Annotated in this window: 15 protein-coding genes; 2 read left to right on the top strand and 13 right to left on the bottom strand. The window is 54.3% G+C overall.

From position 1 onward, the window contains the following. The 9 genes from ACTU3N_RS02820 to fkpA all read right to left on the bottom strand — a co-directional run. The coding region (locus ACTU3N_RS02820; RefSeq protein WP_443084618.1) for a GTP-binding protein at positions 1–538 on the bottom strand (538 nt) is incomplete at its 3' end. A gap of 70 nt (positions 539–608) precedes the next feature. Beyond that, a complete protein-coding gene (gene fusA, locus ACTU3N_RS02825) occupies positions 609–2,723 on the bottom strand; it encodes an elongation factor G (RefSeq protein WP_443084619.1) in 2,115 nt (704 codons plus the stop codon). 97 nt (positions 2,724–2,820) lie between these two features. Further along, the gene (rpsG, locus tag ACTU3N_RS02830) at positions 2,821–3,291 is read right to left on the bottom strand and encodes a 30S ribosomal protein S7 (RefSeq protein ID WP_443084620.1); all 471 of its coding nucleotides are present in this window, start codon (positions 3,289–3,291) and stop codon (positions 2,821–2,823) included. Positions 3,292–3,388: 97 nt separating this feature from the next. Next, a complete protein-coding gene (gene rpsL, locus ACTU3N_RS02835; protein WP_000246815.1) occupies positions 3,389–3,763 on the bottom strand; it encodes a 30S ribosomal protein S12 in 375 nt (124 codons plus the stop codon). 124 nt (positions 3,764–3,887) lie between these two features. Further along, the gene (tusB, locus tag ACTU3N_RS02840) at positions 3,888–4,175 is read right to left on the bottom strand and encodes a sulfurtransferase complex subunit TusB (RefSeq protein ID WP_443084621.1); all 288 of its coding nucleotides are present in this window, start codon (positions 4,173–4,175) and stop codon (positions 3,888–3,890) included. 7 nt (positions 4,176–4,182) lie between these two features. Next, positions 4,183–4,542 (bottom strand): sulfurtransferase complex subunit TusC, encoded by a 360-nt coding sequence (tusC, locus tag ACTU3N_RS02845; RefSeq protein WP_443084622.1) that lies wholly within the window; start codon positions 4,540–4,542, stop codon positions 4,183–4,185. Then, the gene (gene tusD, locus ACTU3N_RS02850) at positions 4,542–4,928 is read right to left on the bottom strand and encodes a sulfurtransferase complex subunit TusD (protein ID WP_443084623.1); all 387 of its coding nucleotides are present in this window, start codon (positions 4,926–4,928) and stop codon (positions 4,542–4,544) included. Before tusD ends, tusC begins: the two co-directional genes overlap by 1 nt. After that, positions 4,928–5,650 carry a helix-turn-helix transcriptional regulator gene (locus ACTU3N_RS02855; protein WP_443084624.1) on the bottom strand — a complete coding sequence of 241 codons (723 nt, stop codon included), beginning with the start codon at positions 5,648–5,650 and terminating at the stop codon, positions 4,928–4,930. The genes tusD and ACTU3N_RS02855 overlap by 1 nt, the downstream gene beginning before the upstream one ends. 169 nt (positions 5,651–5,819) lie before the next feature. Next, positions 5,820–6,659 carry an FKBP-type peptidyl-prolyl cis-trans isomerase gene (gene fkpA, locus ACTU3N_RS02860; protein WP_443084625.1) on the bottom strand — a complete coding sequence of 280 codons (840 nt, stop codon included), beginning with the start codon at positions 6,657–6,659 and terminating at the stop codon, positions 5,820–5,822. A 237-nt stretch (positions 6,660–6,896) separates the two neighbouring features. Here fkpA and ACTU3N_RS02865 point away from each other — a divergent pair, with 237 nt between their 5' ends. Further along, entirely contained in the window at positions 6,897–7,115 is a 219-nt protein-coding gene (locus ACTU3N_RS02865) for a protein SlyX (protein WP_443084626.1), read from the top strand. Positions 7,116–7,540: 425 nt separating this feature from the next. Here ACTU3N_RS02865 and slyD read toward each other — a convergent pair whose 3' ends face one another. The 4 genes from slyD to kefG all read right to left on the bottom strand — a co-directional run bounded on the left by slyD (position 7,541) and on the right by kefG (position 10,790). Continuing rightward, complete coding sequence (slyD, locus tag ACTU3N_RS02870) at positions 7,541–8,128, bottom strand: peptidylprolyl isomerase (RefSeq protein ID WP_443084627.1); 588 nt, start codon at positions 8,126–8,128, stop codon at positions 7,541–7,543. Between the two features lie 94 nt (positions 8,129–8,222). Further along, positions 8,223–8,423, bottom strand: a complete 201-nt coding sequence (locus ACTU3N_RS02875) for a YheV family putative zinc ribbon protein (protein WP_443084628.1) — start codon at positions 8,421–8,423, stop codon at positions 8,223–8,225. 10 nt (positions 8,424–8,433) lie between these two features. Beyond that, entirely contained in the window at positions 8,434–10,242 is a 1,809-nt protein-coding gene (kefB, locus tag ACTU3N_RS02880; RefSeq protein WP_443084629.1) for a glutathione-regulated potassium-efflux system protein KefB, read from the bottom strand. Then, on the bottom strand, positions 10,239–10,790 hold the full coding sequence (gene kefG / locus ACTU3N_RS02885; RefSeq protein ID WP_443084630.1) for a glutathione-regulated potassium-efflux system ancillary protein KefG: 552 nt from the start codon (positions 10,788–10,790) through the stop codon (positions 10,239–10,241). Before kefG ends, kefB begins: the two co-directional genes overlap by 4 nt. A gap of 180 nt (positions 10,791–10,970) precedes the next feature. On the opposite strand from kefG, the gene ACTU3N_RS02890 reads away from it, so the two are divergent. Then, entirely contained in the window at positions 10,971–12,875 is a 1,905-nt protein-coding gene (locus ACTU3N_RS02890) for an ABC transporter ATP-binding protein (protein ID WP_443084631.1), read from the top strand. Positions 12,876–12,878 lie beyond the last annotated feature (3 nt).

A 12,878-nucleotide genomic window follows, 5' to 3' on the forward strand; every position in this document is an offset into this window, starting at 1 on the left:
TACCACGGCCGGAGATAGAGAATACGTCTTCGATCGGCAGCAGGAACGGCTTGTCAATTGCGCGCTCCGGTTCCGGGATGTAGGAATCCAGGAAGCCAGCCAGTTCGATGATTTTCGCTTCCCACTCGGCGTCGCCTTCCAGCGCTTTCAGAGCAGAACCACGAACGATCGGCGTGTCGTCGCCCGGGAAATCGTACTGAGACAGCAGCTCACGCACTTCCATCTCAACCAGTTCCAGCAGCTCTTCGTCATCAACCATGTCGCATTTGTTCAGGAACACGATGATGTACGGAACGCCTACCTGACGACCCAGCAGGATGTGCTCACGGGTCTGCGGCATCGGGCCGTCAGTCGCAGCAACAACCAGGATCGCGCCATCCATCTGCGCAGCACCGGTGATCANACGAGCAGCACCGCCGTAGGTTTTAGCCAGAACGGTAGTGATTGCAGCTGTCAGGGTAGTTTTACCATGGTCAACGTGGCCGATAGTACCGACGTTGACGTGCGGTTTTGTACGTTCAAATTTTTCTTTAGACACGGCTATATTCCTTACTATAGTGCTCTCTCCTTCTGGAGAGAGCACGGGACTTTGGTTTTAACCCTGTGGCTTATTTACCACGGGCTTCGATAACGGCCTGAGCAACGTTGTTCGGTGCATCATCATACTTCAGGAATTCCATAGTGTATGATGCACGACCTTTGGTCAGAGAACGCAGCTGAGTTGCATATCCGAACATTTCAGACAGCGGTACTTCAGCATGGATCTTAACGCCAGTGACTTCAGATTCCTGACCGCGCAGCATACCGCGACGACGGCTAAGGTCACCGATAACATCACCAGTGTTCTCTTCCGGGGTCTCCACTTCAACCTTCATGATAGGCTCAAGCAGAACTGGTTTCGCTTTCTTAAAGCCTTCTTTAAAGGCAAGAGACGCAGCCAGTTTAAACGCCAGCTCAGAGGAGTCAACGTCGTGGTAAGAACCGAAGTGCAGACGCACGCCGAGATCCACTACCGGGTAGCCAGCCAGAGGACCAGACTTCAGCTGCTCCTGGATGCCTTTATCAACGGCCGGGATGTATTCGCCAGGAATCACACCACCTTTAATGTCGTTGATGAACTCGTAACCTTTCGGGTTAGAGCCCGGCTCCAGCGGATACATGTCGATAACAACATGACCGTACTGACCGCGACCACCAGACTGTTTGGCGTGTTTACCTTCAACATCGGTAACTTTCGCGCGAATCGCTTCACGGTAAGCAACCTGAGGTTTACCAACGTTAGCTTCAACGTTGAATTCACGTTTCATACGGTCAACGATGATGTCGAGGTGCAGCTCACCCATACCAGCGATAATGGTCTGGTTAGATTCTTCGTCAGTCCATACGCGGAATGACGGGTCTTCTTTCGCCAGACGGCCCAGAGCCAGACCCATTTTTTCCTGGTCAGCTTTGGTTTTCGGTTCTACCGCGATGGAGATTACCGGTTCCGGGAATTCCATACGTTCCAGAATGATCGGATGTTCCGGGTCACACAGGGTGTCACCAGTGGTCACATCTTTCAGACCGATAGCAGCAGCGATATCGCCCGCGCGAACTTCTTTGATCTCTTCACGTTTGTTAGCGTGCATCTGAACGATACGACCGAAACGCTCACGTGCAGATTTCACGGAGTTCAGGATGGTATCACCAGAGTTAACAACACCAGAGTACACACGGAAGAAGGTCAGGTTGCCCACGAACGGGTCGGTAGCGATTTTAAACGCCAGAGCAGAGAACGGCTCATCATCGCTCGCGTGACGCTCAGCCGGAGTATCTTTACCGTCGTCCAGAATACCGTTGATCGCAGGTACATCAGTCGGGGATGGCAGGTAATCAATTACCGCATCCAGCATCGCCTGAACACCTTTGTTCTTGAACGCAGAACCACAGGTTACCAGGATGATTTCGTTGTTCAGAACACGCTGACGCAGAGCTTTTTTAATCTCTTCTTCAGTCAGTTCTTCACCACCCAGGTATTTTTCCATCAGCTCTTCGGAAGCTTCCGCTGCGGATTCGATCAGGTTCTGGTGCCATTCTTCAGCCAGTTCCTGCATATCAGCCGGGATGTCTTCGTATTCGAAGGTAACGCCCTGATCTGCATCGTTCCAGTTGATGGCTTTCATTTTCACCAGGTCAACAACACCGGTGAAACCTTCTTCAGCACCAATTGCCAGCTGCAACGGAACAGGGTTCGCGCCCAGACGGGTTTTGATCTGACCAACAACTTTCAGAAAGTTCGCACCCATGCGATCCATTTTGTTAACGAACGCAATGCGTGGAACTTTATATTTATTAGCCTGACGCCATACGGTTTCAGACTGCGGCTGAACACCACCAACTGCGCAGTAAACCATTACCGCACCGTCAAGAACACGCATTGAACGTTCAACTTCGATGGTGAAGTCAACGTGCCCTGGGGTGTCGATGATGTTTACGCGATGCGGTTCATACTGTTTCGCCATACCAGACCAGAATGCGGTAGTCGCAGCGGAGGTAATGGTAATACCACGCTCCTGCTCCTGCTCCATCCAGTCCATGGTTGCGGCGCCGTCATGAACTTCACCGATTTTGTGGTTAACACCGGTGTAGAACAGAATACGTTCGGTAGTCGTGGTCTTACCGGCGTCGATGTGCGCACTGATACCAATGTTACGGTAGCGTGCGATGGGTGTTGTACGAGCCATTTGATTCCTCGTTTATCTCTTTAAGGCGCTCAATTAAGTTACCCAGAGCGGGCCGCTTAGCTGAAGCGCCCGTCTGGTGACTAAAACTCCGCAGGAATTACCAGCGGTAGTGTGCGAACGCCTTGTTGGCTTCGGCCATACGGTGAACGTCTTCACGTTTCTTCACTGCAGTACCTTTGTTGTCTGCAGCATCAGAAAGTTCGTTCGCCAGGCGCAGAGCCATGGATTTATCACCGCGTTTACGAGCAGCTTCAACGATCCAACGCATTGCCAGAGCATTGCGGCGAACCGGACGGACTTCAACTGGAACCTGATAAGTAGAACCACCAACGCGGCGAGACTTAACTTCGACAGTCGGGCGCACGTTTTCGAGAGCGATCTCGAAAGCTTCCAGTTCAGTTTTACCAGAGCGCTGAGCCAGGGTCTCCAGCGCGCTGTATACGATTGATTCTGCAGTAGATTTTTTACCGTCTACCATCAGGATATTTACAAATTTAGCCAGCAGTTCTGATCCGAACTTCGGATCCGGCAGAATTTTACGCTGACCAATAACACGACGACGTGGCATGGAAATACTCCGTTGTTAATTCAGGATTGTCCAAAACTCTAAGAGTTTATTTTGACATTAAAGTTAAAACAGTTTGGCCTTACTTAACGGAGAACCATTAAGCCTTAGGACGTTTCACGCCGTACTTGGAACGAGCTTGCTTACGGTCTTTAACACCGGAGCAGTCAAGCGCGCCACGTACAGTGTGGTAACGAACACCCGGAAGGTCTTTTACACGACCGCCACGGATCAGGATCACGGAGTGCTCCTGCAGGTTGTGACCTTCACCACCGATGTAGGAAGTCACTTCGAAACCGTTTGTCAGACGAACACGGCATACTTTACGCAGTGCGGAGTTCGGTTTTTTCGGAGTGGTGGTATATACACGAGTACATACACCACGTTTTTGCGGGCATGCTTCCAGCGCAGGCACGTTGCTCTTTGCAACTTTGCGCGCGCGTGGTTTGCGTACCAGCTGGTTAACTGTTGCCATTAAATAGCTCCTGGTTTTAGCTTTTGCTTCGTAAACACGTAATAAAACGCCCTCATATATTATGAGGACGCAGAATTTTATGGCTGTGCTTAAAAGGTGTCAAGAAATATACAGTGATCCTGGGTTACCAACACATCTGAACAGCATGTTTTACCGTCAGACTTACGAAATCATTATAGCTAACCCTGGCGACACTGCTCGAAATTTGACCAGAAAGACCTCGCGCATCAACGTCTTCAGCCAGCGCATAGACATTAATGGGGGCGTTTAACAATAATGCAAGATAATGACTGCCTTCAAGCGCCGCCGTCACCCCGTCGCTGAGCAGCAGCACGTCATCGCCGGGGCTGAGCAGGCGCAGCAGGGCAGCCATATCGCAATGCCAGGGAGAGTGGGCCAGAGTATGCAACATAAACGCCTCAGAAGGTCATCACGACGTGGTAGTGGGAGAGTTTTTCACGCAGTGCTTCCGGCTCCAGGCGCTGCACGGGTAATACAAATGCAGTCTCTTCGCCTAAGCCGCGCTCGCGCAGCGACGCCGCACACAGCCAGCACTGCTCGATATCGTAAAGCGGGAGCACTTTAAATGTCGCGATATAATCCCGCGCCAGCACCGCGCCAGGCTGCTGATTTGCCAGCACCTGAAACACCCCGTCGCCAACAAAAAATACGCCGATATCATCGCTGAACGCAGACGTTGCCAGCAGTGCATCCAGCCCTTCGCGCCCGGAGGAGGAACCGTGTGGCGCTGAGGTAAACACAAAAGCGATGCGTTTCATCAGAACTGCACCACCCGATCGCAGGAGAGCGCGGCTTCAGCCAGCGCGCCCAGGCCGGTGAGCGCGAAACCTTCTTGCAGGTTTGCCGCAGGTAAACCCAGGCGCTGCGCTTCGTTCTCATCCACCACGCCACGGCGCAGCGCTGCCGCCACGCAGATATGCAGCTCAACCTGGTGTTCTTCATGCAAACGACGCCATGCCCGCACAAGGTCAAACTCATCGCTGGCGGGCGCGGTGAGCGCATTGGCGTTGCTCACCCCTTCACGATAAAAAAAGACGCTGGCGAGCGTGTGGCCCGCAGCCAGTAATGCCTGCGCGAACTGATAAGCGCTGCTGGCTTGCTGGGTGCCGTACGCCGGGCCAGTGACCATTAACGCAAAACGCATCACTTGTCCTGCCCGGAAAAATCACCGCTCTTAAACTGGCGGATATAGAGATAGACCGTGTGTTTGGAGATATTCAGGCGGTCGGCAACCTGGTTTATCGCGTCTTTGATATCGAAGATGCCTTTTTCGTAAAGATTCAGCACTATCTGGCGATTCTTGGCGTTATTAGAAACGTTACGGTCAGCGTTCACTTCTTCGATGGTAAATTCCAGTGTTTGTGTCACCAGGTCTTCCACGGAGGAAGCAAAGTTTACCGCAGAGCCTGCATCAGGCGTTTCCGGCGGGATAAAGGTGCTCATGATTTGCGAGAACGGTACATCGAGGTTCATGTTGATGCACAGCAGGCCTATCACCCGGTGGTCACGATTGCGGATAGCGATCGTCAGCGATTTCATCAGCACCCCGCTTTTGGCACGCGTAAAGTAGCACCGGGAGACGCTACTGTCGGCGCCTGTCATGTCATGCAACATGCGCAGCGCGAGGTCTGTAATGGGGGATCCTATTTTACGCCCTGTGTGTTCACCGTTGGCGATACGGATAGCAGAACATTTCAAATCTTGCAGGGAGTGCAACACGATTTCGCAATGGGAACCGATGAGCATCGCTAACCCGTCCACCACCGCTTCATATGATTTGAGGATATCGAAGTCGGTCTGATCGAAAGGACGTTGATCCAGTAAGTCAAGCTCACTGGTTTCATTGGTTAATAGCGACCTGGACATGAAAAAAAACACTCCTTTTCAGGAGCCTGTCGTTAAGTTTTCAGGGCAGGCTCATTATTTACATGGGATCTAAATTAATACATCCCAGGACAGGCTTTCCACACATTTATCTTTTTAGCCCTAAAACCCCATAAAAAAAATGCCGCCCGAAGGCGGCGTTGTCGCTATTTTACTTCTTGCTGCTGTCCGCAGCTTTCGCGTCGGCAGCGTTTGCCTCAGCGGCTTTATCGCCTTCTTCCGCTTTCGGCGTGGCTTTCACATCCAGCAGCTCGACGTCAAAGACCAGCGTGGAGTTAGCCGGGATGCCCGGAACGCCGGTTTTACCGTACGCCAGTGCCGGTGGGATAACCAGCTTGATTTTGCCGCCTTTTTTGATGTTTTTCAGGCCTTCGGTCCAGCCAGGGATCACGCCGTCCAGACGGAAAGAGAGCGGTTCGCCACGGGTGTAGGAGTTGTCGAACTCTTTACCGTCAATCAGCGTACCTTTGTAGTTAACCACCACGGTATCGCTGTCTTTTGGCGCATCGCCGGTACCTTCTTTCTCAACTTTGTACAGCAGGCCGGTAGAGGACGTTTTCACGCCTTTCTCTTTCGCAAAGGTGTCGCGGAAGGTTTTGCCTTTTGCTTCGTTCTCAGTGGCTTCTTTTTCCATGCGCTCCTGCGCGGCGGTTTTCACGCGGGTTTCAAACGCTTGCAGAGTCTGTTCGATTTCCTGATCGCTCAGTTTGCTTTTATCAGCAAACGCGTCCTGAACACCGGCAATCAGCTGGGTCTTATCCAGTTTGATGCCCAGTTTTTCTTGCTCTTTCAGGGAGTTTTCCATGTAGCGGCCCAGAGATGCACCCAACGCATAGGCAGATTTCTGGTCGTCGTTTTTAAACGCCGCTTTGCTGTCCGCTGCGGTAGCAGTGTTATCTTTTGCGGCGGTCTCTGCAGCAAAAGAGAGCGGTGCATTAAGGGCTACGGCCATTGTGGTCGCCAGCAGCGTAACTTTAAACAGTGATTTCATCCATTTCTCCAGGGCCGGGGCATCTCGCCCCGAGGTTAAACATAAAGTAAGAGACGTACTATAAAACGTTGCGGCGGAAAGCAACATAAGGATGCTCTCCGAAATGCTCTGTTTTGAGACTATTTTTGTTTAAATTAGTTTCTGCTTTCCCTGAACTTAAGCTGTATCGCGTGGCAAAGTTCAGTAAAATCCGCCCGAAGAGTGAAATTTGTGCCGGACGCAGAAGCGAGGTGAAAAATGCAAGCGTTAACAACAGAAGCGCGACTGGCTGAACTGGAAAGCCGACTGGCTTTTCAGGAGATGACCATCGAGGAGTTAAACCAGACGGTGACCGCCCATGAGCTGGAGATGGCGAAGCTGCGCGAGCACCTGCGTTTGATGGCGGAAAAGCTGAAGGCCAGCCAGCCGTCGCATATGGCATCGCCATCAGAAGAAACGCCCCCGCCCCATTATTGAGGCGTAAAAAAAGCGGGTTGCCCCGCTCTTTCGTATTACTGGTATTACTGATATTACGCAATGGCTTTCGCGCTGAAGGAAGGCGGCAAGTCTGAGAATCCCCGGGAGCATAGCTCACTATGTGACCGGGGTCAGAAGACGCAACCAACGCACCAGCAGCGTGAGACGACGCGTATTACGCAATGGCTTTCGCGCTAAAGGAAGGCAGCAAGTCTGAAAATCCCCGGGAGCATAGCTCACTATATGACCGGGGTTAGAAGACGCAGCCAACGCACCAGCAGCGTGAAAGACGACGCGTATTACGCAATGGCTTTCGCGCTGAAGGAAGGCGGCAAGTCTGAGAATCCCCGGGAGCATAGCTCACTATGTGACCGGGGTTAGAAGACGCAGCCAACGCACCAGCAGCGTGAAAGACGACGCGTAATTTAGTGACAGCCGCAACCGCCGCCGCCACAACCACCCTTACCGCCGTGGTCATGGCCATGCTCGTGACCGTGGCCGCCGCAGCAACCGTCATGGTCGTGATCGTGGTCATGATCGTGACCGTGCGGGCCGTGAACGTGGCCATGCGCCAGTTCTTCAGCCGTTGCTTCACGGATTGCGACAACTTCAACGTTAAACTTCAGATTCTGGCCCGCCAGCATGTGGTTACCATCGACGACGACGTGATCGTCTTCAACTTCGGTAATCTCAACCGGTACCGGCCCTTGATCGGTTTCAGCCAGGAAACGCATGCCAACCTGCAGCTCGTCAACGCCCATGAAGACGTCTTTCGGTACACGCTGTACCAGGTTTTCGTCGTACTGGCCGTAAGCGTCATTCGCCGTCACAGCAACATCGAATTTGTCGCCAACATCGTGGCCTTCCAGCGCGTTTTCCAGACCAGAAATCAGGGAGCCGTGACCATGCAGGTAGTCCAGCGGCGCGCTTACCGGAGACTCATCAACCAATACACCGTCTTCTGTACGTACCTGATAGGCCAGGCTGACCACCAGGTCTTTTGCTACTTTCATGATATCTCCTGAGCGTGGGAAAATTACTGGCGCAGATTGTAGCGGAATTCTGCACCCGTGTACCCTTTAGCTTAAAAAAACCTGCCTGATATCGCTAGTCCGGATGAAAAATCCCTATCACTTGCTCTTCTTTGCGAACATGCTCGCGGGCTTCTTTATCTGCCTCGCGCATCTGATGACCGCACTTAACACACTCAACAATATCAATATTATTTTCGCGCCACATCGCCAGCGAATCCTTTTGCTGGCATGAGGGGCACACGGCCCCGGCGATAAAACGTTTACGAACAGCCATTCGATACCCCTTATTCAAACTCGTCCCAGCCATCCAGCTGGCGACGCTCTTGTTGCATTTCACGCTGGAAAATCTCCTCCAGCTCGCGCCGCGCTTCACGGGCGCGGGAAATCTGCACCGTATCCGCCTGCACCGGCATCAGCTCGCGCAGCATACGCATATCGAGACGCCGGAAGTGCAATTGCGCGCGCTGCGCCTGGTGCGGATGCATACCCAGCGACACCAGCGTTTTACGCCCCAGCTCCAGCGCACTGGAGAAGGTTTCACGCGAGAACTGCTTGACGCCCGCCTGCAATAATTCGTGGGCTTCAACACGCCCGCGCGCCCGCGCAAGAATGGAAAGGTGTGGAAAATGTTGCTGGCACAGCGCCACCAGCTTCATGGTATCTTCTGGGTCATTACAGGTAATCACGATAGATTGCGCCGCTTCAGCCCCTGCCGAGCGCAACAGCTCCAGCTGTGTCGCATCACCGTAATAGACTTTATAACCGTACTTACGCATCAAATTGACCGCGCTGATATCACGCTCCAGCACGGTGATCCGCATCTTATTCGCCATTAACAAGCGGCCAATCACCTGACCGAAACGGCCAAAGCCCACCACAATCACCTGCGGTTTATCGTCCTCCACCCACGGGGTTTCGCTCTCTTCTTCCGGGGTATTAAAACGCCGGGAAAGGAACGCATCGATAGCGCGCATCAGAAGCGGCGTGGTCATCATTGAGAGCGTAACGGCCACCAGCAGCAGCGCCATCTGGTCGTCGTGGAACAGGCGTTGCGAAGAGGCGGTGGAGAACAGCACAAAAGCGAACTCCCCGCCCTGGCTGAGCACGCCTGCAAACTGCATGCGTTCCGAACTACGCAAACCATACACACGCGCCAGCAGGTAGAGCACCAGCGTTTTAACCGCCACCAGCACCGCGACGCTGCACAGCACCCACAACAGATGGGTATAGAGCACGCCCAGGTTTAGCGCCATGCCGACAGAGATAAAGAATAGGCCCAACAGCAGCCCTTTAAACGGGTCGATGGCTATCTCCAGCTCGTGGCGATACTCGCTCTCTGCCAGTAATACGCCGGCAAGAAACGTTCCGAGCGCCATCGACAGGCCAAGTGCATCCATAAACAGCGCCGAACCCAGCACCAGCAGCAGCGTCGCCGCGGTAAACACCTCGCGCACGCCGGAGCCAGCAATAAAGCGAAACACCGGGCGCAGCAGGTAGCGCCCGCCAATCAGCACGCCGACGAAAACCAGCACTTTGATGCCGAACTTTATCCAGTCAGGGTGATCGTCACCGTTTCCGGCCAGTAGCGGAACCAGCGCCAGCGCCGGGATCACCGCCAGGTCCTGAAACAGCAGCACCGAGAAACCAAGCTGCCCGGCCTCGCTGCGGTTCATCCCTTTTTCGCGCATCAGTTGTAGCGCCATCGCGGTCGAGGACATCGCCAGACCAATACCGCCCACCACCGCCGCCTGCCAGGAAAATTGCGACAGCATCAATAGCCCGGCGAGGATAGCGGCGCTGAACAACACCTGCGCGGCACCCACGCCAAAAATCGAGCGCCGCAATTCCCACAGCTTCGCGGGGTTCAGCTCCAGACCGATGATAAACATCAAAAACACCACGCCCAGCTCGGAGAAATGCAGGATTTCATCAACATCGCTGATAAAACCCAGCCCCCACGGGCCAATCGCGATCCCTGCCAGCAGATAGCCAAGCACCGCGCCGATGCCCAACCTGGCGGCAAGCGGCACGGCGACTACCGCCGCAAAGAGAAAAAGTACCCCCGCCAGTAAAAGTGCTGAGCCTTCCATCATCGACCTCCAGCGGGAAGCGGTGAGGCGAGCCAGTCACCGTAAGCTTTGGCGTGCAGTTCCAGTTGCTGCGGCGTTTGCCTGCGCGCCCAGTAGACAATGATAGGGCTAAGCCAGTGCATACGGCACATCGCCGCCGTCAGCTCAAACGGACGCAGGATTTCGCTCACCGGGTAACGGTTCAGCCCGTCGTGGCGGTAGGCGGTTTCCGGCTCGCCGGTGGTTATCACGCTGCGCCAGTATTTGCCCGCCAGTTGGTTTCCGCCGACGCCGCTGGCAAAGCCGCGGGTTAATACACGGTCCATCCACTCTTTAAGCAGCGCCGGGCAACTGTAGGTGTATAACGGGTGCTGAACCACAATGACGTCGTGCTCGCGCAGCAACGCCTGTTCATGCGGAATATCAATAAAAAAGTCCGGATAACTGGCGTACAGATCGTGCACCGTTACGTTTTGCAGTTGCGAAGCCGGTTTAAGCAAAACCCGGTTAGCCACCGAGTCCTGTGATTCCGGATGGGCATACAGCAGCAACACTTTCGCTGTCTGCGACATCTATTCCCCTCCCGGGTATGGAGCCTGTAAATGCTTCTGGCAAATTAGCGATTCGCGCGGCCAGAATGATTTTGTCTATCGTCTTCATTTTGGGCTACCATTGCGGGCCCGGTGCGACATTGGCCGCAAGCTTACATTATCACAATCACAAATTAACATAGTCAGAACATACGGCGCCTTATGATTGTTTTCTCCTCGTTACAAATTCGTCGCGGTGTGCGTGTCCTGTTAGATAACGCCACGGCCACCATCAACCCTGGGCAGAAAGTGGGCCTGGTGGGTAAAAACGGCTGCGGCAAATCCACCCTGCTGTCACTGCTTAAAAACGAGATAGGTGCCGATGGCGGCAGCTTCACGTTTCCGGGCACCTGGCAACTGGCATGGGTGAATCAGGAAACGCCTGCGCTGGACGAGGCGGCCATTGATTATGTGATAGATGGCGATCGCGAGTTCCGCCAGCTGGAAGCGCAGCTCAACGAGGCCAACGCGCGAAACGATGGTCACGCTATTGCGACCGTGCATGGTCAACTCGACGCTATCGACGCCTGGACCGTGCGCTCGCGCGCCGCCAGCCTGCTGCACGGGCTGGGGTTTTCTAACGCGCAGCTGGAACGCCCGGTCAGCGACTTTTCCGGCGGCTGGCGTATGCGTTTAAACCTTGCGCAAGCGCTGATTTGCCGCTCCGATCTGCTGCTGCTCGATGAACCGACCAACCACCTGGATCTGGATGCGGTTATCTGGCTGGAGAAGTGGCTGAAAAACTACCCCGGCACGCTGATCCTGATTTCGCATGACCGTGATTTTCTCGATCCGGTGGTGGATAAAATTCTGCATATTGAGCAGCAAAGCCTGTTCGAATACACCGGCAACTACAGCGCGTTTGAGCGCCAGCGCGCCACACGCCTGGCACAGCAACAAGCCACCTATGAAAGCCAGCAGCAGCGCGTTGCCCATCTACAAAGCTTTATCGACCGCTTTAAAGCCAAAGCCAGCAAAGCCAAACAGGCGCAGAGCCGTATCAAAATGCTTGAGCGCATGGAACTGATTGCCCCGGCGCATGTTGATAACCCGTTCCATTTCAGTTTCCGCGCGCCGGAAAGCCTGCCAAACCCGCTACTGAAGATGGAAAAAGTGAGCGCGGGCTATGGCGATCGCATCATTCTGAAGGCGATCAAACTTAACCTGGTGCCCGGTTCGCGGATTGGCCTGCTGGGGCGTAACGGCGCGGGCAAATCCACGCTGATTAAAATGCTGGCAGGCGAGCTTGAACCATTAAGCGGGGAAATCGGTCTGGCTAAAGGCATCAAGCTGGGTTATTTCGCCCAGCATCAGCTGGAGTATTTACGCGCCGACGAGTCGCCGCTGCAACATCTGGCACGCCTTGCGCCGCAAGAGCTGGAGCAGAAGTTGCGCGACTACCTCGGTGGTTTTGGCTTCCAGGGCGACAAAGTCACCGAAGCGACGGCGCGTTTCTCCGGCGGCGAAAAAGCACGCCTGGTGCTGGCGCTGATTGTCTGGCAGCGCCCGAATCTGTTGCTGCTTGATGAACCGACTAACCACCTGGATCTGGATATGCGCCAGGCGCTGACCGAGGCGTTAATCGAGTTCGAAGGCGCACTGGTGGTGGTCTCGCACGACCGGCATCTGTTGCGCTCGACCACCGACGATCTCTATCTGGTACACGACGGCCAGGTCGAACCTTTCGAAGGCGATCTGGAAGATTATCAGCAGTGGCTGAGCGATGTGCAAAAGCAGGAAAACCAGCCTGCGGAGAGCGCAAAAGATAACGTCAACAGCGCCCAGGCACGCAAAGATCAAAAACGTCGCGAAGCCGAACTGCGCGCACTTTCGCAGCCGCTGCGTAAAGAGATTGCCCGGCTGGAAAAAGAGATGGAGAAACTCAACGCACAGCTGGCGCAGGCGGAAGAGAAGCTCGGCGACAGCACCCTGTACGAGCCAGCCCGCAAAGCAGAGCTGACCCAGTGCCTGCAACAACAGGCGTCGGCGAAAGCGGGCCTGGAAGCGTGCGAAATGGCCTGGCTGGAGGCGCACGAGCAGCTTGAAACGATGCTGCAAGGAGAATAATTC

It is taken from the genome of Vagococcus sp. WN89Y (genome assembly GCF_052220145.1).
Classification (GTDB): domain Bacteria; phylum Pseudomonadota; class Gammaproteobacteria; order Enterobacterales; family Enterobacteriaceae; genus Kosakonia.